Below are 24,928 nucleotides of genomic sequence, written 5' to 3' on the forward strand. Positions count from 1 at the left end.
GGTTGCGGTCTTAGCCTGTCGGCAGTCGCATCTGCGCCTGATACATCATCGCGGCCTGAGCCGCGACCAAAGACCGTCACCGTGACGACCATCAGTTCCTCTGGCACAGCGTCGTCTTTGAACACAGGGCGACCACAGGCCCGCCCCAATGAACTGGGGGCACCGGTCGCTTTTGCGGCGATGCTGCCGACAGCGTTTGCGGTGCGCACCTCGTTGCGTCCTCAGTTGCGACCAAAGGGGTTTACCCGGAAGATCGCAGCGTCTACGCCCAAGCCGGTAAATGCAGATCGTCGAGGTCGCATCTGCGGTGTGAACGAGATCAAGGGGCAGGCGATTTCAGCCATCCCCGGCAAGATCCGCGGCTGCGGTGTGTCAGACCCGGTGCGTGTGACAGAGGTGTCAGGCGTGAAGCTCAGCCAACCTGCGGTGATGGATTGCACCACCGCGAAAGCCTTGAATACATGGGTGCGCGAGGGGGTGTTTCCGGCGGTGGGCCGCCTTGGCGGCGGACCCAAATCTTTGCGTGTCGTGGCACATTATGCTTGTCGCACGCGCAACAACCAGCCGGGCGCAAAGGTCAGCGAACATGGGCGCGGCCGGGCCATCGACATCGCGGGGGTAACGCTCAAGAACGGTGCGGCGATTTCGGTTTTGAAAGAGTGGCGCGATCCGCGTAAGGGCAAGGTCTTGAAGAAAATGCACGCAGCTGCCTGCGGACCGTTTGGCACAGTGCTTGGCCCCAATTCGGACCGGTTCCACAAGGATCACCTGCATCTGGATACAGCGCGGTATCGCAGCGGGTCTTACTGTCGGTGATCTGGGTGATAATTGGGGGCTTGCCGCTGAGCGCGCTTCCCCCGCGCGAAAGGGTGACGGCTTTTACGCGGGTTCAGGATTGTGTGTTTGCCATAGCCCCTGATCTGACCTGAAGCCTTTTGCTTCGTGGTCGAATGATATCTCGCCACCCGCCACGCCATATGTCCGGCCATCCGAACGCATCATTGCCTTTCACGCCGCCAATTGTTGCCGTAGGATCGGCAGATGGTGATCGACGGCGCCCCGTCGGCAATCTGGAAACGGCATTCACCATCTGAGAAGCCTCTTTCAGGCGCTTGTCGGGGCTGGTTTCCAGAACGAAGGCCATCGACGCTCGCATGCTGGCCTTGTTTACAGCAAAGGCGGATGGATTGCGGAGCTGGCGACCTGACCAAAGACGAGGCCGCCGCCATTGTCGGACTTGCCCCCTTTTTTCGATTCTCGCCCGTTTTGGTCGGGGTCGGGGCACCTATCGGGGCCAGTTACCATATGGCGGCACTCTCTGTCCGGCGTAGCAACCTGGGAACTGCCAACATTCGCCGCATCATAGCAAAACCGCCAGGGCGAGGGACTTTTCTGTTGTCAGAACCTAGGAAATCAAAGTCTGCCTTCTTCGGCTTATCAAGTCTTTGAACTGTCCCTACATTGTTGAAGAAGCTTGGGAATTTACGTATTCCAAGTACACCACCGCCAAGATGACAAAATAACAAGACTTGGCTGCGAGGTCGCATTTGCCAAGGCGACCCGATCGTATTTCCAGCGGCCCTAGATCACGGGCATTCCACAACCCAAGCCACGGCAAAAAAGTGTCCGGGAGCCAGCATAGGTTGACGTAACGTAAATTTAGTCCAAGATAAAACAATTAAATAACGGAGATTTTTATGCCACCTCATCCACCTCCTCAATATTCACCTCTCGATATCACCAAGGGATTTGTCGACGCGGTTACAATTTGGTCCGATTTCTTGCGTGGCAAACGCACCAAGAGCGAATGGGGCGTGTACGGAGCCTATTCGTTCCTGGACTCCATTGGTTTTGACATACCCAAACAACCCATTTCAGTCGATGATCTCAAAAGACTCGAAGTCTTGGCCGAAGCGGCTGAAAAGGTTCGAGGCAACAAGATGGGAACGACGACGCGCGACCTCAACCAGATGAAGAAGAAAATGCGGAATACAACGGATACTCTGTCCAAGTATTTTGAAGCCAACTGCAATGTCGCGTTCAGCGTGGATTTGGATGCGAGCGGTGTCATAGAGAACGCATGCAATTCTATCGATACCGCCGTAGGTGTCGCTCAAAGCGAATATGATACGGTTGACGGGCTCCTCGACCAATATGACACAACCCAGAACGACCCCAAGATCAACAATTATGAACAAATTGGGGACGCGCTGGACAACAACAATGTGTCACAGGAGGAGCTCGATATCGTCGGCGAAAGTAGCATTGATCGCGATTATTGGACCCCGCCCGAGCCCGCGTATTTCGACCGGACATTCGGGGCCATGCCCGAATAATTACGACTTTCCTAGTTGTGCATCACGAATACTTAACATGAATGGATTTTCCTATGTCGCATGTCCCCTTGCCAATGAAAAGTGTGAACCTGCCACCACTCTTGTCGGATTTCAGTCAGGATGTGAAGGCCAAGGGCCCACATTCCGGCACAGCGCTTGGTACACAGCATTTCAGCGGTCGTCTGAATGCAAAGTTCACTGTTCAGAGCCAAGAGTTCTTGAAAACTGCCAAAACCACCACTGAAAAACGCATGATACATGTCGATCTCGATGGCAGTGAGTTTGGTGCGCCGACCAATATGAAGGACCAAGATGACTACAGAGGGTTTTTCGTCGAATGGATCCACTACAAGATGTGGATTCAAAAGCACGGCGAGAGCCCGGACCCAGCCAAACCGCTCAAAGGGTGGGATATCCTGCGCGAAGCCCCCAATACATCTAACCAGACCGGCAGCGTGACCTCCTCGATCAGTTTCGGTCTTGATGCGTCTGGCGGGGTCATGGGCGATATGCCGATGGGGACGGTTGGTGCACATATCGGTGTTTCGAACAGCCACACTCATTCGCTGAAAGACTTCACCTTCATGCAGCATTCAAGCGGCAAAGTTTTGGCCCACGAAATCAACATGACAATGACCGGCGATGGGAGCCCGTACAAAAGCGCGAGCGATCTCATAAACCAATGGCAGAGCCCATTTGTAGGGATCAGATTAAGATCATTACCCAACCTAGCAAAATCGAACGTACCATTGATTGGTCAGGGCGTCTGGATGAACGAAAACGATGCAGCACTGACTGACAAGGTTACAGTTCATATTGCCGTCACACCTCATTGGTTGCTTACCGAGGGGATGTATGACGGCAGTTTACATCACTGGAACACGGCGTTCGGTGGCACGTTCAAATACAAGCAGGAGATCGACTTCACGCTTCTTGGATGAGCCATTCCTGCCAGCATCAACCTTGATTTCGGCAGAAAGGTGCAACGCTGTCTTGGCGATATGTGCCGGGGGCAGGGATCTCCTATCCTGGCATCATCAAGAGACGGGAACGGTTCCGGACGCAAGCTGCGTAGCCTGTCTGGAAGCGGTATGGAGGTGCCACCAAATTTCCGGTTTTCGCGAGGTTGCACTCTTGGTGGGCCCTCGCGGGCCATTACCGACGTTTTCAAAGAGTATGCGAAGCGATCTTCGGCACCTCGCTTGGACGGCTTGGCATGCTCAAGATGAAGAGCGCGCAGTAGCAAACCGGACGTTCATACGCACCGCAGCAGCGGTTTTGTTGGGTCTCTGCCCGAACTCGCCGCGAAAAAGGCCAACGGCAGCGCTGCTGAAATCCCATGGGCAAAGAGCGTTCCGATATTTGGCGTCGACACGCTCTTTGGTCATGCTTCCTGGGTGTCAGATGTTGATCGAGCAACGCGGTAGATGTTTATGGCCAGAGGAAGATCGGGTATCAGGCCAGGTCGCCATCTGTGGTGATCCGGGTTTTTCCACGCAGGTAAGGGTGCAATGCGCTGGGAATGCTGACCGATCCATCCTGCTGCTGACCGTTTTCCAACACTGCGATCAGCGCGCGGCCTACGGCAAGGCCTGACCCGTTCAACGTATGGACGAACTGCGGTTTACCTCCATCTGCGGGTTTGTAGCGCGCGTTCATGCGGCGGGCCTGGAAGTCACCCGCCAGCGAGACCGAGCTGATCTCGCGATATTGATTCTGGCCGGGCAGCCAGACCTCGATGTCATGGGTGCGTTTCATGCCAAAACCCAAATCTCCGGTGCACAGCACCACGGTGCGGTAGGGCAGGCCAAGGCGTTCCAGAATATCTTCGGCACAGCGGGTCATACGCTGGTGTTCGGCATGCGAATCTTCAGGTCGGGTGATCGACACCATTTCAACCTTCTCGAACTGATGCTGACGCAGCATGCCCGCCGTGTCACGGCCAGCCGACCCGGCTTCGGACCGGAAACACTGGGTATGGGCGACATAGCGGCGGGGCAGGTAGCTGTCGTTGATGGTCACGCCATTGACGATATTGGTCAGCGTAACCTCGGCGGTCGGCACCAGCCACCAGCCATTTGTGGTTTGATAGCTGTCTTCGCCGAACTTGGGCAGTTGCCCGGTGCCATACATCATATCTTCCTTGACCAGAACCGGGGTCCAGGTTTCGGTCAGGCCGTTTTCTTCGGTGTGCACGTCCAGCATGAATTGCGCCAGCGCCCGATGCAGGCGGGCGACGGCACCTGAAAGCACCATGAAGCGCGAACCAGACAGTTTTGCAGCGGTTTCGAAATCCATGCCGGTTTTGACGGCTGGAAGCTCGTAATGCTCCAATGGCTTGAAATCGAATTCTGCGGGCGTGCCCCAGCGGTTGATCTCGACGTTGTCGTTTTCATCGGCGCCGTCGGGGATGTCGTTGCCCGGAATGTTGGGCAGGCCCATCAGAAGATCGGTCAGCTTGGCGTCCAACGCCTTGGCCTCATCGTTCAATCTGGCAATTTCGGACTTCTTGTCCGCCACCAGCGCACGCAGGCGTTCAAATTCCGCCTCGTCGCCCGAGGCTTTCGCGGCACCGACAGCCTTCGCGGCCCTGTTGGCATCGGCCTGCGCGGTTTCGGCGGCAAGGATCGAGGCACGCCGGGCTTCGTCAATTGCCAGAATTTCACCCGACATGGGCGACAGGCCGCGACGGGCCATTCCGGCGTCGAAGGCTTCGGGGGTGTCGCGGATCAGACGAATATCATGCATGGGGGCTTCCTTGGTTTTCTTGTCCGGCATATGCCAGATGCAGGGGCAGGGGGGAAGGGGGAATGATCATCACCCGCTTGCTGGACAACCCCAAGACCCCCATATAGTGTGCGCCAACGTTTGGGGCCGAGGCCCGCTTGAGAAGGGATATCCACATGTTTGCCACTCCTGCTTTTGCACAGGCCGCGGGCGCGCCCGCCGGTGGGCTTTTGAATTCGATTCTGGTTCCGATGTTGCTGGTATTTGCGATCATGTATTTCTTCATGATCCGTCCGCAGCAAAAGAAAATGAAAGAGCATCAGGCGATGCTGGGCGCGCTGCGCAAAGGGGATCAAGTGATCACTCAGGGTGGTCTGATCGGTAAAGTTCTCAGGGTCAAGGACGATTCCGAGGTCGAGGTCGAGATCGCAACAGGTGTCAAAGTGCGCGTGGTGCGATCGACAATCGTCAAGGTGATCGGAAAAACCGAACCGGTCGAAAGCTGACCTGGCAAACCAGCCGCCACAAACAACGACGACAAACGCATATAAGGCAGGGGCAGATGCTTCAAATCGCAACTTGGAAACGTCTTGTGATCTGGGGGCTAACGGCCCTTGGCTTGTATTTTGCAGCGCCCAATGGCTTTTACAGCCGGGTTGAGCAGCATAACGATGCGGTCTCGAAAATCGAGACAACGGGGGCCACCGCTGAGCTTGAGGCGGATCGGTCCGCCTGGCCGGATTGGGCGCCAAATTCGCTGGTCAATCTGGGGCTCGATCTGCGCGGCGGCGCGCATTTGCTGGCCGAGGTGCAGGTTGAGGATGTATATGCCGCGCGGATGGATTCCCTTTGGCCAGAGGTGCGGGATGTGTTGCGCGACGAACGTGCAACAGTGGGCACCATCCGCCGTCAGGATGGCGCGGATGATGAACTGCGCGTCAAGGTTTCGCAACCCGAGGGGCTGCCGCGCGCGATCGAACTGGTGCAATCATTGGCGCAACCGGTGGTCAGCCTGTCCGGGGTCGGCTCGACTGATATCGAGGTGGCACCAGGGCGCGAAGGGGAGTTGGTCGTCACCCTGTCCGAAGCCGAACGCGTCGCCACCGATGATCGCACTATCCAGCAAACGCTTGAAATTATTCGCCGCCGTGTCGACGAGGTTGGCACACGTGAACCCACGATCCAGCGTCAGGGCGACGCGCGCATCCTGATTCAGGTGCCGGGGATCGGCAGCGCGTCCGAACTGAAGGAAATCATCGGCAAGACCGCGAAGCTGACATTCCACCCGGTGGTCAGCCGCTCGACCGAAGCAAGCACAACACCCGGACCGCGCAACGTGCTGTACCCGTCGCTGGATGAAGACGGCGTGTTTTACGTTCTGGAACAAACGCCTGTTGTAACGGGCGAAGAGTTAAGCGACGCACAGCCGGCCTTCGATCAAAATGGCCAACCTGCGGTGAACTTCCGGTTCAACGTGTCCGGCGCGCGCAAGTTCTGCGACTATACCGGTGCCAATGTTGGCGCGCCTTTCGCGATCGTGCTGGACCAAGAAGTGATTTCGGCTCCGCGCATCAACGAACAGATTTGCGGCGGATCGGGGATCATCACCGGTAGTTTCTCGATCGAGGAATCAACCAATCTGGCCGTGCTTCTGCGTGCTGGTGCCTTGCCCGCTGAACTGACTTATGTCGAAGAACGAACCATTGGGCCAGAACTGGGACAAGACAGCATCGACGCGGGCAAGGTTGCTTCGATTGTGGCCTTCGTTGGGGTGCTGGCCTTCATGATTGCCGCTTATGGCTGGTTTGGTGTAATCGCCAACGTGGCGCTGATCCTGAATGTCGGGATGATCTTCGGCCTTCTGTCGATGATCGGGGCCACGCTGACCCTGCCGGGGATCGCCGGGATCGTGTTGACCATCGGGATGGCGGTGGACGCCAACGTGCTGGTGTTCGAACGCATAAGGGAAGAGTTGACATCGGGCCGCGGCCCGGCCCGCGCCATCGAGCTAGGCTATGAAAAGGCTTTGTCGGCCATTCTGGACGCCAACATCACGACCTTCATCACCGCTGTTATCCTGTTCATCATGGGGTCCGGTCCTGTGCGCGGCTTCTCGGTCACGCTGGCGCTGGGGATCCTGACGTCGGTCTTCACCGCGATCTATCTGACACGGTTGATGCTGATCATGTGGTTTGAACGCAAACGCCCGCGCCAACTTGAGGTCAAGGGGATCCGCATCGTGCCAAAAAATCGCGTGTTCGATTTCTTCCGCACCTCGATCGCGACATTGGGCGCGTCTGGTCTGGCCATGATCGCGTCGGTGCTGCTGTTCCTGATCGTCGGTCTGAATTTCGGCATCGACTTTCGGGGCGGAACAACGATCCGCACCGAAAGCACGCAGGTCGTGGATGTGGGGGTCTATCGTGAGGCTTTGGCACCGCTCGGGTTGGGCGATATCTCGATCGCGCAAGTCTATGGCGTGAACTTTGCCGAAGATCAGCACGTGGCCCAGATTCGCATCGAAGCGCAGGAAGGTCAGGAGGCGATTACGCCCGAGACCATCCAGACCATCGAAGATGCCCTGATGCAGGTCGATCCTGCGATCACCTTCCCCAGCGTGGAAAGCGTCGGGCCGAAAGTGTCGGGCGAGTTGGTGACAACCGCCGTGCTGGCTGTTGTCGCGGCGATAGCAGCGGTTTTGGTCTATATCTGGCTGCGCTTTGAATGGCAGTTCAGCCTGGGCGCGGTCGCGGCCCTTGTGCATGACGTGGTTTTGACCATCGGGATATTCAGCCTGCTGGGTATCAAGTTCGATCTGGCCATCATCGCAGCCCTTCTGACAATTGTCGGCTATTCGCTGAACGACACCGTGGTTGTCTTCGACCGGGTGCGCGAGAATCTGCGCCGCTACAAGAAAATGGACCTGAAGGAGGTGTTGAACCTGTCGATCAACGAGACATTGTCGCGCACGATGATGACCTCGCTGACCACGCTGTTGGCGCTGATCGCGCTTTACGTTCTGGGTGGCGATGTAATCCGAGGGTTCGTTTTCGCGATGATCTGGGGTGTCGTTGTCGGGACCTATTCGTCGATCTTTGTTGCATCGGTGATCTTGCTGAAGCTGGGCGTGAAACGCGACTGGTCCAAGCCGGATGCCAATGCGGGCAACCAGTTTGCAGACGTAGATGCCTGATTTGCTGGCCGAAGCCCTGGCGTTGCCAGGGCTTGGCTGGCTTGTTACCACAGCATTTATTGCCGGGCTGGTACGTGGGTTTGCCGGGTTCGGCACGGCGCTGATCTTTCTGCCGGTGGCGGCCCAGATCATTGATCCGGTCTGGGCTGTGACGGTTCTGATCGTAATGGATTTGGCCGGACCCGCGCCCGCCATCCCGCGTGCCCTGAAGGACGGACATCTCAAAGATTTGATGCGATTGGTGGTGGCCACAGCACTGGCCCTGCCATTCGGACTGGTGGCGCTTTTTGCCGTCGATCCCCACCTGTTCAAGCTGGCGGTGTCGGTGATCAGCCTGATCATGCTCGCGGCCCTGATGACCGGAAAACGATATGGCGGAGAAGTCACACCCCCCGTCGTCTGGACCACCGGTGGCATCGCGGGCGTGCTGGGCGGGGCAGCAGGCATTCCCGGCCCGCCGGTCATTCTGCTTTACATGGCCTCGTCCCACCCGGCACGGGTGATCCGTGCCAACACGACCGTCTATCTCTTTTTCTTCGATCTGATGATGCTGGCGGGGTTTTTCTTTGCCGGACGGCTGGCGGGGATGCCTTTGATTCTTGGGGTGATCGTCATGTTGCCGAACTTGCTGGGTAATCTTGTCGGCGGTGCGGTCTTTCACCCTGGATACGAATCCCTCTATCGTGGCGTGGCCTATATGATCATTGCAGCGTCCAGCCTGTCTGGCCTTTACGCCGCCCTGTTCTGACTCAACCCGCCAACGTGCAAGGACCCGATATGCAGCTTCATGAAGTCAAATATGACAGCGCCCAGCCGGTTGATGGCTATGGCCCCGGTTTCTTCCGCGTGGCAGGCGAGGTGATTCAAGGTGCGATCCTTGTGACCGAAGACATGGCAACCAATTGGGATGGCCCCGAAGACTTGGCACCGCTGCTGGCGCTGGCAGGCAAGATCGACGTCTTATTCTATGGCACCGGGGCCGATCCCGCCCATCCGCCCGCCGCTCTGCGCAATGCCCTGGAAGAGGCCGGCATTGGGGTCGAGGCGATGGCCTCTGCGCCAGCCTGCCGCACCTATAATGTGCTGATCTCGGAAGCTCGGCGCATTGCGCTGGCCGCCCTTCCGGTCTAAGGCTTCTGACATGGAAATGAGGGTCGATAACCTGTCCGTCGCGCGCGGCGGTGTGCCGGTGCTGGAACGGGTAAGTTTCACCCTGTCCGCCGGACAGACGCTGATCCTGCGCGGGCCAAACGGGTCGGGAAAAACCACGCTTTTGCGCACCTTGGCGGGTTTGCAGCCTCCGATCGCGGGGCAGGTATCGGCGGACCCCGAAAATATCACCTATGGCGCCCATGCAGATGGATTGAAAGCCACATTGACGGTCGAGGAGAACCTGCGGTTCTGGGCTTCGGTGCATGGCATTGGCAGCGTCGACGCCGCAGTGCAGGGGTTCAATCTGCGGGGGTTGACCCATCGTCCCGCAGGCAATCTGTCGGCGGGTCAGAAGCGCCGGTTGGGACTGGCCCGATTGCTGGTCACGGGGCGACCGATCTGGCTTCTGGACGAACCGACCGTTTCGCTGGACACAGCATCCGTCGGTTTGTTTGCCGATGCAGTGCGCGCCCATGTCGCGGGTGGCGGGGCGGCCCTGATTGCGACCCATATCGACCTTGGGCTGAAGGCGGATACGTTTGACGTCGGCCCGTTCCGCGCCAATGGAGACCGCGCCGCACCCAACCAGCAACGCGACCGCTATGCAGATTTTGACGAGGCGTTTTCATGATTGCTCTGTTGGTTCGCGACCTGCGTCTGGCGATGCGTGCCGGCGGTGGCTTTGGTCTGGGCTTGGCGTTTTTCCTGATCGTCTCCACTCTTGTGCCCTTCGGCGTCGGACCAGAGGCCGCGATCCTGTCGCGAATTGCGCCCGGCATTCTTTGGGTCGGTGCACTGCTGGCCTGCCTTCTGTCTCTCGACCGCATTTTTCAACTGGATTTCGAGGATGGCTCGCTGGACCTGCTCGCCACCGCGCCGATCCCGATGGAGGGCACGGTTGCCATCAAGGCGCTGGCGCATTGGCTCGTCACCGGTCTGCCGCTGACGCTGGCTGCGCCAGCCTTCGGGGCGCTGATGAACCTGCAAACGCCCGGGCATTACTGGATTTTCATCACACTGCTCATTGGCACGCCGGCGCTGTCGATGATCGGCGCGTTTGGCGCGGCGTTGACGGTTGGGCTGAAGCGTGGCGGGCTTCTGTTGTCGCTGTTGGTTCTTCCGCTTTATATTCCAACCCTGATCTTCGGCGCCGAGGCCGCCACCCGCGGCACCGCGGGGCAGTCTGCCCTTACGCCGCTTTTGATGATGGCGGGCATCACCGCTGGATCGGTTGCGCTTCTGCCTTTCGCTGCCGCAGCTGCCCTGCGCATTAACCTGAGATAGGTCAAGTCGCCGTGAGGATGAACCCCCTATGCTTGCGCAAATCATAGCCACCGAATAGAGGAAGCAAATGTCACTTTGGGAATTCGCAAACCCGGTCAAGTTCATGGCGCTCAGCGGCAAGGTGTTGCCTTGGGTGATCGGCTTGGCTGCGATCACGCTGATACCGGGCCTGATCTGGGGTTTCTTCTTCACGCCAGAGGCCGCCAACTTCGGCAACTCGGTCAAGATCATCTATCTCCACGTGCCCTCGGCGATGATGGCGATCAATATCTGGGCGATGATGCTTGTCACGTCACTGATCTGGATTGTGCGCCGCCACCATGTTTCGGTGCGCGCCGCCAAGGCGGCGGCTTTGATCGGTGTTACGATGACAGTGATTGCCCTGATCACCGGTGCGATCTGGGGCGAGCCGATGTGGGGCACCTATTGGGCGTGGGATCCGCGGCTGACCAGCTTTCTGATCCTGTTTCTGTTCTATCTGGGCTACATGGCCCTGTGGGCCGCGATCGAGAACCCGGACACCGCCGCAGATCTGACGTCGGTCCTGTGCATCGTTGGTTCGGTCTTTGCGATCCTCAGCCGCTATGCCGTGAATTTCTGGAATCAGGGGCTGCACCAAGGCGCATCCTTGTCCTTGGACAAGGAGGAGCACGTGGCAAATGTCTATTACTTTCCACTGCTTTTGAGCATAGCAGGCTTCATTCTGCTGTTCGTGGCCCTCGTGCTGATCCGCACCCGGACCGAGCTGCGCCTTGTCCGCCTGCACCGTTTGGAAATCCGTGAAAGGATGAAAGATGCTTGACTTGGGCAAATATGCTGGTGCGATCCTGTCTTCATGGGGGATTACTCTCGCGCTTTTGATCGCGTTGATCCTTGTCACCTGGCGCCGTTCGCACCATGTGAAACGGGAGCTTGAAGCGGCCGAAAAGAGGGCGTTACAAAATGACCCAAGATAACACTAAGTTCCCGCTCTACTATGCACTTCCTCTGGTAATCGTTATGGGTATTGTTCTGCTTGGGGGGTGGAAAATGTTCTTCGATAGCGGCAATGATACGCTGCCGTCTACGAGAGAAGGCGGGGTTGCGCCCAGTGTTGATCGTTTGTCCGCTTTTGACGGGGCCGAAGGTTTTACCCATGACGATCTGAAATCCGCCGGGGTCAAGCTGGTGAACTTCTGGGCCAGTTGGTGTGCGCCTTGCCGCGCGGAACACCCGCAGCTTCAAACGCTGGCCGACGAGGGTGTGGTGATCAATGGGATCAACTACAAAGACGACCCGGTAAACGCGCGCCGATTCCTTGAGGAACTGGGCGATCCGTTCGCAAAATTGATGGCCGATACCGAAGGACGTACAGGTCTTGAATGGGGTTTGTACGGCCTGCCGGAAACCTTCATCATTGCTGCCGATGGCACCGTGGTGAAGCGCTTTGCGGGTCCGATTACCGAAAGCATTTTGGAAAGCGTAATCCGCCCCGCGATAGATGACGCCGCCAGCCGTTAACCAGCGGCGTTCAACATCAGGATAAACGCGCTGAACGCGACTGTTTCCAGAAGTGGGAGCGGGAATTGGCGCAAGAAATTATACATAAAACAGACGGGTCCATTGGCGATCTAACAGGCGTTTCAAATTGGTCAGTGAAATATTCCGATCCGAGGGAATACTAGCACTTCCGAACCGGAGGAAACAATTAATTCCTTCAAAAAAGTGACGCTTCTTACCGCCAGATTAACCCGCTATCTTGATCCTGACTGTGTTTCTGATCACAACATCTCAATGTCATCTGTTCAACTGCCGCCGACCTGTTCACCTGGTAAATGCGCACAAAAAAACGCGCCCTGAACAGGGCGCGTTGGTGTTTGTTGAACTGGGTCGGATTAAGACTTGGCAAGGTTGCGCAGCACATAGTGCAGCACGCCGCCGTTTTCGACGTATTCAATCTCGACTTCCGTATCGATCCGGCATTTCAGTTCGATCGACTTGGTCGATCCGTCGGCAAATGTGATCTCGCACGGCACGTTCGACAGCGGTTTCAGATCACCGGCCAAACCTCTGATCGACACGGTTTCGTCACCGGTCAGACCCAAGGATTTGCGGGTGTCGTCGCCGGTGAACTCGAACGGAATCACGCCCATACCAACGAGGTTGGAGCGGTGAATGCGTTCGAACGACTCGGCGATTACGGCCTTGACGCCCAACAGGCTTGTGCCTTTCGCCGCCCAGTCACGCGACGAGCCTGCGCCATACTGTTCGCCACCAAAGACCACCAGCGGGGTGCCAGCTTCCTGATAGGCCATCGACGCGTCATAGATCGACGTCTGCTTGCCATCCGGGCCTTTGGTGTAGCCACCTTCGACGCCTTCCAGCATCTCGTTCTTGATGCGGATGTTGGCAAACGTGCCGCGCATCATCACCTCGTGGTTGCCGCGACGCGACCCATAAGAGTTGAACTCGCGTGGGGCCACTTGCCGTTCGGTCAAATACTGACCGGCGGGCGAGGTGACAGGGAAGCTGCCCGCAGGCGAGATGTGGTCGGTGGTGATCATGTCACCCAGAACCGCCAGCACTTTCGCGCCTTCAATGTCCGAGATCACGCCAGCATCCTTCGACATCCCTTGGAAATAAGGCGGATTCTGGATGTAGGTCGATGAGGCCGGCCAGTCATAGGTCTCGGCGTCCGTTGTTTCGACCGATTGCCATTTCTCGTCGCCTTTGAACACGTCAGCATATTTCGACTGGAACGCATCACGGGTGACGGTCTGTTCCACCAGTTCCGCCACTTCCTGCGTCGTGGGCCAGATGTCTTTCAAATAGACATCGTTGCCGTCCTTATCTTGCGCGATCGGATCGTTGGCGATGTCGATATTCATGTCACCGGCAAGCGCATAGGCAACCACCAAGGGGGGCGAGGCCAGATAGTTGGCACGCACGTCAGGCGAGATGCGGCCTTCGAAGTTCCGGTTGCCCGACAGGACCGAGGTGGCGATCAGGTCGTTTTCGGAGATAGCTTCCGACAGCTCTTTCTGGATCGGACCCGAGTTGCCGATACAGGTGGTGCAGCCGTAACCCACCAGGTTGAAGCCAACGGCGTCCAGATCTTCTTGCAGGCCAGCGGCCTCAAGATAGGCGGACACGACCTGCGACCCGGGAGCCAGTGAGGTTTTCACCCAAGGCTTGCGGTTCAGACCCAGCGCGCGGGCTTTGCGCGCCACAAGACCTGCCCCGATCATCACATAGGGGTTTGATGTGTTGGTGCAGGACGTGATCGAAGCGATCACGACAGACCCATCGCGAATCTTGTAGTCTTCCCCTTCGACCGCAGCCGATTTACGCGGATCTGCGGGTGCTTTCGGCGTCGGACCCTCGGCTGCCATTTTGGCAGCTTCCGGGTCGTCGTCGATGCCGCGATATTCGTTCACCACGTCGAGGAAAGCTTTCGCAGCCTGATCCAGTGGGGTGTAGTCCTGCGGACGTTTGGGGCCCGAGATGGCAGGTACGATGGTGCCCATGTCCAGCGACAGCGTGTCGGTATAGACGGGGGCGTAATCGGCACCGCGCCAGAACCCGTTTTCCTTGGCATAGGCTTCGACCAGTGCGATACGCTCTTCGTCACGGCCGGTGGTGCGCAGGTAACGCAGGGTTTCATTGTCGATCGGGAAGAAGCCGCAGGTGGCACCGTATTCCGGCGCCATGTTGGCGATGGTGGCCCGGTCGGCCAGCGGCAGACGGTCCAGACCTTGGCCATAGAATTCGACGAACTTGCCGACCACACCTTTAGCGCGCAGCATTTCGACGACTTTCAGCACAAGATCAGTGCCCGTGGTGCCTTCCATCATCTCGCCGGTCAGTTCGAAGCCGATAACTTCGGGGATCAACATCGAGATCGGCTGACCCAGCATCGCGGCCTCGGCCTCGATCCCGCCGACACCCCAGCCCAATACGGCCAAGCCGTTGACCATGGTGGTGTGGCTGTCGGTGCCGACCAGCGTGTCGGGGTATGCGACCTGCTCACCGTTCTGGTCTTCGTCGGTCCAGACGGTCTGGGCCAGATACTCAAGGTTCACCTGATGACAAATGCCCGTGCCGGGGGGCACGACGCGGAAGTTGTTGAATGCCGACTGACCCCATTTCAGGAAGGTGTAACGCTCCAGATTGCGTTCATATTCGCGATCCACGTTCATCTGGAACGCGCGCGGGTTGCCAAATTCGTCAATCATAACCGAGTGATCAATGACCAGATCAACCGGATTCAGCGGGTTGATCATCTGGGCGTCGCCCCCCAGCGCCTTGATGCCATCACGCATTGCGGCAAGGTCAACAACGGCAGGAACGCCGGTGAAGTCCTGCATCAGAACGCGGGCGGGGCGATAAGCGATCTCGCGCGGGTTCTTGCCACCTTTTTCAGCCCACTCGGCGAAGGCTTTGATGTCATCCACGCTGACCGTGCGGCCACCGTCTTCGAAGCGCAGCATGTTTTCCAGAACGACTTTCAGTGCCGCAGGAAGGCGCGAGAAATTACCAAGGCCCGCAGCCTCGGCGGCAGGGATCGAGTAGTATGCGATGGACGAGCCACCGGCCTTGAGCGTCTTGCGCGTCTTGGCGGTGTCTGAACCTACGATAATGGTCATGGAATGGCTCCCTTATGGTCAGGATACAGGGTTGGGCTGGCTTGCATTTGCCCCAAAAACGGGGGGTGACGCAAGAAGATTCCGGGGTTTTGTATACGATTGCACACCAGAAATCGACCCCATTCCCGACTTATCGGCGAAAACTGTAACAAACCCCTCGCAAAACCTTGATTGGCAGCGTCTTGGTGGGCGCGCTATCTAGAGATTGACCCAAACGGAAAAGAAACCTGATGAGAGCAGTTCTACCGCTGATCCTGATATGCGCCGCGTGGTTTGGTGCGTCGACTGCAACCGCGCAACAGCGCCCGGTTACGGTTGTCGAACTGTTCACATCACAAGGATGTTCGTCGTGCCCGCCCGCTGACGCGCTGTTGGGCAAACTGGCCGAATATGATGACATCCTGCCTTTGGCGCTTCACGTCGATTACTGGGATTACATCGGCTGGAAAGACACGTTTGCGAAAGCGGCGAACACCAAAAGACAAAAGGCTTACGCTTATGGCTTTGGCACGCGGTCCATCTACACCCCGCAAATGGTCATAGGCGGGATCGATCAGGTCGTGGGCAGCCACGCCGTTAAGGTGATGGATTTGATCCATCGTCAACAGGCCAAACCGCAGCGCGTGGTGTTGCTGACGACCCGCGTGGGAAACGGGGGGCAACGACTGCGGATCGAACGTATGACCCATCTGGGCCTTCCGGCTCAGATGCTTGTCCAGATCGTGCGCTTTCTACCCAAGGCGCAGGTGGACATCAGCCGTGGTGAAAATGCCGGTCTGTCGATCGCATCGACAAATGTGGTTACGGATATTCAGAGTGTTGGGGCCTGGGACGGGATGGAGGCTGTCGAGTTCGAGCTTCCTAGCCCCATCGCACCTGACGGGCAGGCAGCGGCAATCATCCTGCAAGCCGCCAGAAAAGGCGGGTATCCCGGCGAAATCCTGGCCGCAATCAAAGTTGAGTGATCGCTGACAGCCTGGGCGATTCCGGACTATTCTGCGTCGGGCAATTGCCAGCGATTATGGATCCACAGGAATTGGTCCATGTTCTGGCGCACCCGTGCTTCGAACCGGTCATTGAATTCCTGCATCATCGTTTCGGCGTCGCTGTGGGCGATCGGGTCTTCCACGACAATGTTGAAATCCAGACCGTTGTCCTTGCGAATGGCAAATACGGGAATGAATAGCGTATTGTATTTCAACGCCATTTCCGCAACTGCCAGCGTGGTCATGGCGGGTTGACCGAAAAAGCTGAGCTTTGCGCCCTGATCTTCGCGCTGGTCCAGCAGGATTGCCAAAAGCCCACCCTTGCGCAAATGTTTGACCATCTCGGCCATGCCCCGGCGGGATTGCTCGAACGCCTTACCTTCGAACCCTTCCATCCGCGCCTTGTAACTTTCATTGAAATAGGCATTGGACATCGGACGAAATAGCGCCCCGGTGTTATAGCCCGCCTGAATGGTCACGGCGCGTGCGGCGTCGTAGTTCCCGAAATGCCCGGAAATTGCGATGATCGGCCGGCCGTCTGCCTTTGCCTGCTCCATAGCGGTCAGACCGGGACCGGAGAGTTCGGTGGATTTCAGTCGGTTATAGAACGTGTTCCCAGACCACATCTCGGCCAGAAACCGACCGGCATTGGTTAAAACCGCATCCACCATTTGATCGACCTGATCGGAGGGCATATCGGGACAAGCCAGCGCCAGATTGTTGCGGATGCGCTTGTCATATCCCGCAATGGGGCCAACCACATGCGCGGCCAGCCAGCCAACCGCCGGCAGGCGCCAGCGATAGGGCAACAGGCGTGGCAGGTTCAACACGCCAGACAGCGCCACATGTGTCAGATAGGGGCCAACCCCCCGTTTTTCTTGCACCATCTGCCTGTCTCCCGAGGCGCTGCGCAATGGTCCTGCGCGCGCTGCATCTATCGGTGCTCAGACATACAAGCGGGGGCGGGGGCTCGCAAGCTCTTGCCGCATGGGGTCGGCAGATCACTCGTCGTCATCGTCGGCGATAAGTGTGATTTCTCCGGCGGCTTCAAGCTCGCGGATCTGTACGACGATGGCGGCCATTGCGGCTTCACCCTCTTTCGGTTTCACGTCGCCGCGTTCGGTCATTTCTTCCCTTATCTGTTCGGACATTCGCTTGGAGATGGCCCCAAGGATGAATTCGGCGATCGGCTCCAGATCGCCGGTGGCCGCCACCAAGGCCGTGACCAGAACGGCCTGGTCCACATCCCGAGTAACCTTTGGAATATCTGTTGGTGCGATGCGGGCAGGAATGTCGGCAAAGGTGAAAATGGCCTTGCGAACTGCTGTGGCAAAGATTGTGTCATCTTGGTCCAACCCGTTCAGCACATCGTCACGCGTGGCAGCAGGCGAGGCGTTGAGGATTGCCCCAACCCGCTCGACCGGCCCATCGTCGAAGGCTTTCGGGGGCTGAGTGCCCAGCTGATCCGCCAGCGAACGACCGATCCGCTCGACTACATCGGGGGCGATGGCCCCGGTTTGCGATACGGCATAGGCCACCTTGCGCGCCCGCGGGCCGGACAACTGCCCCAACAACTCTGCGGCGACCGACACCTTGAGCTTGGACAGAAGCACCGCCGCGATTTCGGTGCTTTCCGTTTTCAAAATGTTTAACAGAAGCTCTGGATCAAGCCCTGCAATCGTCGCCCAGGGATCGCCGGTGAGCTGTACGCCCGCCATTTTGCGCATCCGTGCCGCAGTCGATGGGCTTATGGCACCGTCGAGAATCGACAGCGTTCCTTCGATCCCGCCGGGGAAGGCGAGGCCGATATCTTCGATCTCGTGCACAAACTCATCAATGACGGATTTCAGCGTAGCGCGGTCGATATATCGCAGGTCGGACATCTGGCGGATCAATTCGGCCTGCAATCCTTCGGGCAAATCCTGCAAGGCTAAAACAGCCCCTTCCGCCAGCAGCAGGCGCACAATGATTGCGGCCTTTTGCTTACGCGTCAAAACCCGTGTCACCGCCGAGGCGCGGCCAGGCGGAGCAATCCCCTTCGATGGGATGGAATCCTTTTTCGACACGCCGATATTCGTCGGCATGATGTCGGTATGTTCGATATCCAATGCGGTCAACGCGCGGCCTCGTTCGTCTGGTTTGTGCCAGACTGCCACGGTCGAGTTAAGGCGGGCTTACCGCCTCTGCGAATTAGCTGGAAACGGCGTCAACACAGGCTTTCGTTGCGTCATCCCAAGTTTGCCCTGTGTCGCAGCTGGCTACTTTTTGCTCGCCACGTGGGCAGCCCGAGGCAATGGACAATGTCGGCAATACAGTCAGCACAAGCGCACAGAGTAGGGTCTTCAATTGCATTGAGGCCTCCTTTCGGAAGTCTCATCATAACATGAAATAGGGTGATTCCCAAATCGGGATGTTTGGCATAAAGCGCTTAGACGTCGCCGAACACCCGCTTGAAGATCGTGTCGACATGTTTGGTATGATAGCCAAGGTCGAATTTCTCTTCGATCCCGTCCGTGCCGAGCGCTTTGACCACATCGTCATCGGCCAGCAGCTCTTCTTTGAAGTCACAACCGGTTTCCCAGACTTTCAGCGCATTGCGCTGCACCATGCGATAGGCGTCCTCGCGGCTGACGCCAGCTTGGGTCAGGGCCAGAAGCACGCGTTGCGACATGACCAGACCGGGGAATTTGTTCATGTTCGCCATCATGTTATCAGGATATACCAACAGCCTGTCGATGACCGAGGTAAGACGTGCAAGCGCGAAATCCAGCGTGATGGTGGCGTCGGGGCCGATATTGCGTTCGACCGAGGAATGCGAGATGTCGCGTTCGTGCCAAAGCGCCACGTTTTCCATCGCGGGCACCACGGTCATACGAACCAAACGGGCCAGACCGGTCAGGTTCTCGGTCAGGACCGGGTTCTTCTTGTGCGGCATGGCCGAGGAGCCTTTCTGGCCCATCGAGAAGAATTCAGCCGCTTCCAAGACCTCGGTTCGCTGCATGTGGCGGATTTCGGTGGCGACATTTTCGATCGAACTGGCGACAACACCCAGCGCGGCAAAGAAGGCCGCGTGGCGGTCGCGCGGGATGACTTGCGTGCTGATCGGCTCGATTTCCAGCCCCATCATTTTGCACACATGCTCTTCGACGGCAGGGTCAATATTGGCGAATGTGCCCACCGCGCCCGAGATGGCGCCAGTGGCAATCTCATACCGGGCTTTTTCCAGACGGTTCAGGTTGCGGTCCATCTCGGCATAAAAGCGCGCGAAGGTCAGGCCCATCGTGGTGGGCTCGGCATGAATGCCGTGGCTGCGGCCGATGCGGATCGTGTCCTTATGCTCAAACGCGCGTGTCTTCAGCGCGGCAAGCAGGGCTTTCATGTCCTCGATCAGAATATCGGAGGCGCGGACCAGTTGCACGTTGAAGCAGGTGTCCAGCACGTCGGATGACGTCATGCCCTGGTGCACGAAGCGGGCTTCTTCGCTGCCGACATGTTCGGCAAGGTGGGTCAGGAAAGCGATGACGTCATGTTTGGTTTCAGCTTCGATTTCGTCGATGCGGGCGACGTCAAACGCGACATCCTTGGCTTTCCAGACCGCCTCGGCATTCTCACGCGGGATCACACCCAGATCGGCCTGCGCGTCGCAGGCATGCGCCTCGATCTCGTACCAGATCCTGAACTTGGTTTCGGGGGACCAGATGGCGACCATATCGGGGCGGGAATAGCGAGGGATCATGCGGGCAGACCTTTTTCGTTGGAGCAGTCGACGCTTTCATAGACTGCCGCGCTGCAGCGAACAAGAGAGGGCTCTTTGGAAAGGGGGGAAGGGGCGTTGCCCCTCTGCGCTGCACGCATTCACCCCAGGATATTTTGGGCCAGAAGAAACCCCGGTCAGTCTGTTTGTGGTGCGCGATTCTAGCGGATGCGGATTACCGGGGCAGTGCCGATCGGGATGGGGCCAAGAAACATACGCCCGTCTGACAGGCGCAGGGGCACGTCCAGCGTGTTTTCGTCCCCGGACAAACCCGCCACGAATTGCAGCGCGCCGGTGACGGTTGAGACAAGCTCTGGGGCAAGGGTGCCAGACGCGCGGGCAATTTCGATCATCTGGCGCCAGTTGCGGGCTTTCACCGTCACGTTCCCGGTTGGTATACCTTGAGCATCGACATCAACTTCGCCCGCCAACCAAAGCTCCAACTCGCCCCATTTTGCCTTCATCTCGTTCAGGTCGATATACGAGATTTGTGGCCGAGCTGTTTCGATGGCTGCACGGTCCCATGGCGCGGTGAAATCCACATTGGCTCTGAGCGTGATACCTTCGAAGACGGGGGGCAGAAGGTCATTCGCGTCCAGTGACTGGACGAAAGACGAAGCAGGGGTCAGGTTCGTCGCCTCGAAATAAATCTCGTGCCGGTTGTTACCGTTCTCCAGTCGGCGGGTCGCCAGTTGGCCGCGCTCCATTGAAGATGTCCATCCGGCGGTCGAGGACATCGTGATATCCGCCAGAACGATTGAGCTGCGTTCCAGGCTCAGGTCAGCTGTCGGGGCCACTATGATAGAGCCTTTGACGTCGCTGCCTGAGAACTCGACCCGTTGTTCGGGAGTGGCGATGACCTGCGTGCCGGGCCAAACAGCGACGACGTGATTGGGCTTGTAGGACAAGGCGAGAATTTGAAATTCAGGAGCAACCCAGGACAAGCCGGTGTTGGGGTCAGCCAGCTCCAGGTCGGTGAAGATCGTGTCGAAACGGTTGGGAAATCCGCGAGTCGCGATATCCGCAGCCTCGGCGACCCAGCCATCGGCTTGTCGGTCTGCGACCCATGCCGCAAACGCGCGTTCGGTGGCACTTGACCCGACATACCAATACCCGCCCCACAGGCTTGCCAATACCAAGGCTATCACGATCAATCTGTGCATCACTCTTTCCTCTTGCCGCTTTGCGTGCATATTGGCGTATTTAAAGTGACACGTGGTTAAGAGCGAGTGAAATGAGCACACAGGATCTTTGGGTTTTCGGGTATGGCTCGTTGATGTGGAACCCGGGCTTCGATCACACCGAGGCGGTGGTCGCGACGCTTCCTGGCTATCATCGCAGTTTTTGTATGCGGTCGATCCATCATCGCGGGACCGAGGATGCGCCGGGACTTGTGCTGGCGCTGGACGAAATGGATGGCGCGTGCTGCCAGGGGTTGGCGTTTCGTGCCTGCCCGAAAAGCCACAACAAAACGTTGGCCGAGCTGCGCGAGCGAGAGCTTGTGTCGTCCGCTTATCTGGAAAAGCGGTTGAAAATCGTTCTTCAGGACGGGCGCGAGGTCGAGGCAGTCACATATGTGATCGACCCCGATCATGTTCAATACTGCCAGATCGCGCTTGATGAACAGGCACAGATCATTGCGCGGGCGGTTGGTGGACGGGGGCCGAATACCGAATATCTTTACAACACCGCTGCGCATCTGGCCGATTTGGGCATCGAGGATCAGGACCTGAACTGGCTGTCGCAAACCGTGCGCGCGATGGTGAACCCCTAGCCCGCAGACAAGGCTTGGCACCTGCACCGCTTGCGCCTATCCTGTGCGCAACAACAATGGCGACAAGGAATATCCCGCATGGATCAGCTGGATCGCGGGACGCTGACTGCGCCCAAAAAACGAGGGGCCGAGCCGTCTTTCACCCATCCGATCCGCCAGATCTTCGTGATGCTGGTGGTGCTTGGGCTGGTCGGGTTTGGCGTGTTCATCGCCCTTCCACGTGTGCTGCCCGTCTTTCAGGCGAACTTGTACCTGAACGGCTTTATCCTGTTTGTCTTCGTGATCGGGTTGTTGGCCTGTTTCTGGCAAGTCTGGCAGGTGTTTTCCTCTGTTGGTTGGATAGAAGGCTATGTGCAGGAACGGGATGGGCACGACCCGGATCGCGCGCCGCGTTTGCTGGCGTCCCTTGCAGCGCTTTTTCGGTCGAACCGTGGGACGCATTTGCAGATCGGTGCGGCCTCGGCCCGGTCGATCCTTGACAGTATCGCGACGCGGATTGACGAAGCACGCGACATTACGCGCTATATCGTCAACCTGCTGATTTTCCTTGGCCTTCTTGGCACCTTCTATGGTTTGGCAACCACTGTTCCGGCGGTGGTCGAAACCATCCGCTCGCTTGCGCCGGGCGAAGGGGAGGGCGGGGTTGAAGTGTTCAACCGCCTGATGACCGGGTTGGAAGCGCAGTTGGGCGGCATGGGCACTGCGTTCTCATCCTCGCTTTTGGGACTTGCCGGGTCTCTTGTGGTGGGCCTGCTGGAGCTGTTTGCGGGCCATGGCCAAAACAGGTTTTACCGAGAGCTTGAGGAATGGTTGTCCACCATCACCAAGATCAGCTTCGCCTCTGGTGACGGAGAGGCAGAGGGCGCGGATGCAGGGGTCTATCTTGGCGTTCTGGCTGAGCAGATCGAAGCGATGCAGTCCTTGTTCACACACAGCGATGTGCAACGCACAATGTTGGATGAACGGCTGGGGCAGTTGGCCGAAAAGCTCGAAACGCTTTCGACCCATCTGGGACAGGACAACGGGCAGGGCGAGGCGCTGACCCGACTGGCCGAGGGGCAGGAAAGGTTGATCGTGACCTTGCAGGCGCAGCATGAAGAAGCCGAGGCACAGACCGATGCCGAAAGCCGCATGCGACTTCGGTCCATCGACGTGCAACTTTTGCGCATTCTGGAAGAAATGCAGGCGGGGCGGCAGGAAAGCCTGTCGGATCTGCGAAGCGATATGGCGACGCTGATCCACACCATTCGGATCGCTTCTGGTCAGGACGAGGCCTAAGCCATGGCCCTGACGCGTCGATCGGTTCAAAGGATGAGCAGCTCGATCTGGCCCGGTTTTGTTGACGCGATGACCGCGCTGTTGCTGGTTCTGATGTTCGTCTTGACGATTTTCATGATCGTGCAATTTATTCTTCGCGAAACAATCTCGGGGCAGGCGGATGAGTTGGACGAGCTGTCCAGTCAGGTTGCGGGGTTGGCCGATGCGCTGGGGTTGGAGCGATCGCGCACGGCGGAACTGGAAGGAGAACTGGGCAGTCTGAACGCGACCTTGGCAGAGGCGCGCTCGGTGTCCGAGGCGCAGGCGGCCCTGATCGCGCAACTGACCGCCCAGACCGAAGCACAAGCTGGTGAACTGGCCACCCAATCCGCGAAGATCACCAGTTTCGAAGCGCAGGTGGCCACGTTGTTGGCAGAGCGGGATCAGGCGCTGGCAGAAGGGTCGGCCCTGAGCGCCACGGTCGAGGAGTTGGAAGCCGTGCAGGCCCGAATGATTTCCGAGCAAGAGGCGTTGACGCTGGCGTTGGCCAGGGCGCGGAACGAGGTGGACGCAAGCGCCGAGGCCGCCCGCCTGGCGGCGGCAAAACGCGAGGCGCTGGAAGCCTTGGTGGCCGATCTGGAAGCGAAGACGGATGAGCAAGCCGCCGCGTTGAACGAGGAAGAAGCAGGCCGGCTGGTCGAAGCTGCTGCCGCAGCGGCGTTGCGCGAACGTCTGCGATCCGCGGACGAGGAACTGACGGCCATGACCCTTGCGCTTGAGGCCGAGCGGAAGCAGGCGGAAGAAACTCTGACCCTGTTGGCGGCAGCAAAGGCAGCGGGCGCAGACCTTGAAACCCGTCTGGCGACGGCACTGACGCAACTGGATGAGAGCAAAGAGGACTTGGCCGATCTGCCGGAACTGCGCGCGCAATTGCAAGCGGCGTTGGCCGCGCGACTGGCTGCGGAAAGCGAAGTAGAGGAGACATTGAGCGCGGCGGAAGAACGAGCGCGCCTGCTGGCGGCGGCAAATCTGGAACTGGCTGAAAAAGAGGCCGAAAGCGCCGAAAGCCAGCGCAGGATCGCGCTTTTGAATGAACAGGTTGCAGCACTGCGCACGCAATTGGGCAGCCTTCAGGCAATTCTTGACGAAGGCAACGCCCGAGATGCGGAGGCGCAGGTGCAAATTCAGAAGCTCGGGTCGGAGTTGAACGCGGCCCTTGCCCGCGTCGCGTCAGAGGAGCGCAAACGCGCCGCCTTGGAAGAGGCCGAGCGCAAGCGTTTGGAGGAGGAAGCGAAGGAGCTTGCCGCATATCGGTCCGAATTTTTTGGCAAGCTGAGACAGGTTCTGGCGGATCGTGAAGGGGTTCAGATCGTTGGCGACCGGTTCGTGTTTTCTTCAGAAGTGTTGTTCAGCAGCGCCGAGGCCGCATTGCAACCTGAAGGCAGGGCGCAGGTTGCCAAGGTCGCGGCTCTGTTATCCGAGGTGGCGGGTGAGATCCCGGATGAGATTGATTGGATCATCCGCGTTGATGGGCACACCGACAATGTGCCGCTGTCCGGCACCGGCCGTTATCGCAACAACTGGGAGCTAAGCCAGGCGCGGGCGTTGTCTGTTGTTCAGTATTTGATCAACGATCTGGGCTTTCCCCCTGAGCGGCTGGCCGCAACCGGGTTTGGGGAATATCGTCCGGTCAACACCGCAGACACGCCTGAAGCCCGCGCGCAGAACCGGCGGATCGAATTGAAACTGACCGAGCGATAACCCCCGCGCAGCAATCATGGACATAAGAAAAGGCCGCAGCAATCTGCGGCCTCTTCCTGTTTTATATGGTCCGGCTGGT

At 58.3% G+C, this 24,928-nt stretch carries 23 protein-coding genes; 16 read left to right on the forward strand and 7 right to left on the reverse strand.

Annotated elements, in window-relative coordinates:
• The first annotated feature begins 81 nt into the window (after window positions 1–81).
• The 3 genes from AC13C8_RS08355 (at window position 82) to AC13C8_RS08365 (ending at window position 3,277) form a co-directional block, all read left to right on the forward strand.
• On the forward strand, window positions 82–816 hold the full coding sequence (locus AC13C8_RS08355; RefSeq protein WP_482847019.1) for an extensin-like domain-containing protein: 735 nt from the start codon (window positions 82–84) through the stop codon (window positions 814–816).
• An 881-nt stretch (window positions 817–1,697) separates the two neighbouring features.
• Window positions 1,698–2,336: a hypothetical protein gene (locus AC13C8_RS08360; protein WP_143064278.1), complete on the forward strand. Its 639-nt coding sequence runs from the start codon at window positions 1,698–1,700 to the stop codon at window positions 2,334–2,336.
• 41 nt (window positions 2,337–2,377) lie between these two features.
• Window positions 2,378–3,277, forward strand: a complete 900-nt coding sequence (locus tag AC13C8_RS08365; RefSeq protein WP_482847020.1) for a hypothetical protein — start codon at window positions 2,378–2,380, stop codon at window positions 3,275–3,277.
• Between the two features lie 514 nt (window positions 3,278–3,791).
• Here AC13C8_RS08365 and serS read toward each other — a convergent pair.
• On the reverse strand, window positions 3,792–5,084 hold the full coding sequence (gene serS / locus AC13C8_RS08370) for a serine--tRNA ligase (RefSeq protein WP_482847021.1): 1,293 nt from the start codon (window positions 5,082–5,084) through the stop codon (window positions 3,792–3,794).
• A gap of 155 nt (window positions 5,085–5,239) precedes the next feature.
• On the opposite strand from serS, the gene yajC reads away from it, so the two are divergent.
• The 9 genes from yajC to AC13C8_RS08415 all read left to right on the forward strand — a co-directional run bounded on the left by yajC (window position 5,240) and on the right by AC13C8_RS08415 (window position 12,192).
• Entirely contained in the window at window positions 5,240–5,569 is a 330-nt protein-coding gene (gene yajC, locus AC13C8_RS08375; RefSeq protein WP_091428544.1) for a preprotein translocase subunit YajC, read from the forward strand.
• Between the two features lie 56 nt (window positions 5,570–5,625).
• The gene (gene secD, locus AC13C8_RS08380; RefSeq protein WP_482847022.1) at window positions 5,626–8,256 is read left to right on the forward strand and encodes a protein translocase subunit SecD; all 2,631 of its coding nucleotides are present in this window, start codon (window positions 5,626–5,628) and stop codon (window positions 8,254–8,256) included.
• Window positions 8,249–9,004, forward strand: a complete 756-nt coding sequence (locus tag AC13C8_RS08385) for a sulfite exporter TauE/SafE family protein (RefSeq protein ID WP_091428551.1) — start codon at window positions 8,249–8,251, stop codon at window positions 9,002–9,004. The genes secD and AC13C8_RS08385 overlap by 8 nt, the downstream gene beginning before the upstream one ends.
• A 29-nt stretch (window positions 9,005–9,033) precedes the next feature.
• Entirely contained in the window at window positions 9,034–9,387 is a 354-nt protein-coding gene (locus AC13C8_RS08390) for an Mth938-like domain-containing protein (protein ID WP_091428555.1), read from the forward strand.
• 10 nt (window positions 9,388–9,397) lie between these two features.
• Complete coding sequence (gene ccmA, locus AC13C8_RS08395; RefSeq protein ID WP_482847023.1) at window positions 9,398–10,039, forward strand: heme ABC exporter ATP-binding protein CcmA; 642 nt, start codon at window positions 9,398–9,400, stop codon at window positions 10,037–10,039.
• A complete protein-coding gene (gene ccmB / locus AC13C8_RS08400) occupies window positions 10,036–10,692 on the forward strand; it encodes a heme exporter protein CcmB (protein WP_482847024.1) in 657 nt (218 codons plus the stop codon). The genes ccmA and ccmB overlap by 4 nt, the downstream gene beginning before the upstream one ends.
• A gap of 67 nt (window positions 10,693–10,759) precedes the next feature.
• Window positions 10,760–11,494 carry a heme ABC transporter permease gene (locus AC13C8_RS08405; RefSeq protein WP_091428563.1) on the forward strand — a complete coding sequence of 245 codons (735 nt, stop codon included), beginning with the start codon at window positions 10,760–10,762 and terminating at the stop codon, window positions 11,492–11,494.
• Window positions 11,487–11,648 carry a heme exporter protein CcmD gene (ccmD, locus tag AC13C8_RS08410; protein WP_482847025.1) on the forward strand — a complete coding sequence of 54 codons (162 nt, stop codon included), beginning with the start codon at window positions 11,487–11,489 and terminating at the stop codon, window positions 11,646–11,648. The genes AC13C8_RS08405 and ccmD overlap by 8 nt, the downstream gene beginning before the upstream one ends.
• Entirely contained in the window at window positions 11,635–12,192 is a 558-nt protein-coding gene (locus tag AC13C8_RS08415; RefSeq protein ID WP_482847026.1) for a DsbE family thiol:disulfide interchange protein, read from the forward strand. The genes ccmD and AC13C8_RS08415 overlap by 14 nt, the downstream gene beginning before the upstream one ends.
• A 374-nt stretch (window positions 12,193–12,566) precedes the next feature.
• Here AC13C8_RS08415 and acnA read toward each other — a convergent pair whose 3' ends face one another.
• Entirely contained in the window at window positions 12,567–15,317 is a 2,751-nt protein-coding gene (gene acnA / locus AC13C8_RS08420; RefSeq protein WP_482847027.1) for an aconitate hydratase AcnA, read from the reverse strand.
• Between the two features lie 230 nt (window positions 15,318–15,547).
• Between acnA and AC13C8_RS08425 the strand changes: the two genes are divergently transcribed.
• Window positions 15,548–16,282, forward strand: coding sequence for a DUF1223 domain-containing protein (locus tag AC13C8_RS08425; protein WP_482847028.1), 735 nt, complete (start codon window positions 15,548–15,550; stop codon window positions 16,280–16,282).
• 26 nt (window positions 16,283–16,308) lie between these two features.
• On the opposite strand, the gene AC13C8_RS08430 is transcribed toward AC13C8_RS08425, so the two are convergent.
• The 5 genes from AC13C8_RS08430 to AC13C8_RS08450 all read right to left on the reverse strand — a co-directional run bounded on the left by AC13C8_RS08430 (window position 16,309) and on the right by AC13C8_RS08450 (window position 21,220).
• On the reverse strand, window positions 16,309–17,190 hold the full coding sequence (locus tag AC13C8_RS08430) for a lysophospholipid acyltransferase family protein (RefSeq protein WP_091428572.1): 882 nt from the start codon (window positions 17,188–17,190) through the stop codon (window positions 16,309–16,311).
• 114 nt (window positions 17,191–17,304) lie between these two features.
• Window positions 17,305–18,459, reverse strand: a complete 1,155-nt coding sequence (locus AC13C8_RS08435) for a flagellar motor switch protein FliG (RefSeq protein WP_482847029.1) — start codon at window positions 18,457–18,459, stop codon at window positions 17,305–17,307.
• 34 nt (window positions 18,460–18,493) lie between these two features.
• Window positions 18,494–18,655, reverse strand: coding sequence for a hypothetical protein (locus AC13C8_RS08440; protein WP_482847030.1), 162 nt, complete (start codon window positions 18,653–18,655; stop codon window positions 18,494–18,496).
• A gap of 76 nt (window positions 18,656–18,731) precedes the next feature.
• Window positions 18,732–20,039: an adenylosuccinate lyase gene (purB, locus tag AC13C8_RS08445; protein ID WP_482847031.1), complete on the reverse strand. Its 1,308-nt coding sequence runs from the start codon at window positions 20,037–20,039 to the stop codon at window positions 18,732–18,734.
• A 179-nt stretch (window positions 20,040–20,218) separates the two neighbouring features.
• Complete coding sequence (locus AC13C8_RS08450) at window positions 20,219–21,220, reverse strand: DUF2125 domain-containing protein (protein ID WP_177179285.1); 1,002 nt, start codon at window positions 21,218–21,220, stop codon at window positions 20,219–20,221.
• A gap of 71 nt (window positions 21,221–21,291) precedes the next feature.
• Here AC13C8_RS08450 and AC13C8_RS08455 point away from each other — a divergent pair, with 71 nt between their 5' ends.
• From AC13C8_RS08455 to AC13C8_RS08465, 3 genes are all read left to right on the forward strand, one after another.
• Complete coding sequence (locus AC13C8_RS08455; protein ID WP_091428576.1) at window positions 21,292–21,831, forward strand: gamma-glutamylcyclotransferase; 540 nt, start codon at window positions 21,292–21,294, stop codon at window positions 21,829–21,831.
• 78 nt (window positions 21,832–21,909) lie between these two features.
• The gene (locus tag AC13C8_RS08460) at window positions 21,910–23,109 is read left to right on the forward strand and encodes a biopolymer transporter ExbB (protein ID WP_091428578.1); all 1,200 of its coding nucleotides are present in this window, start codon (window positions 21,910–21,912) and stop codon (window positions 23,107–23,109) included.
• Between the two features lie 3 nt (window positions 23,110–23,112).
• Window positions 23,113–24,849, forward strand: a complete 1,737-nt coding sequence (locus tag AC13C8_RS08465; protein WP_482847032.1) for a peptidoglycan -binding protein — start codon at window positions 23,113–23,115, stop codon at window positions 24,847–24,849.
• Window positions 24,850–24,928 lie beyond the last annotated feature (79 nt).

This window comes from Aliiroseovarius sp. B-4, from assembly GCF_056857795.1.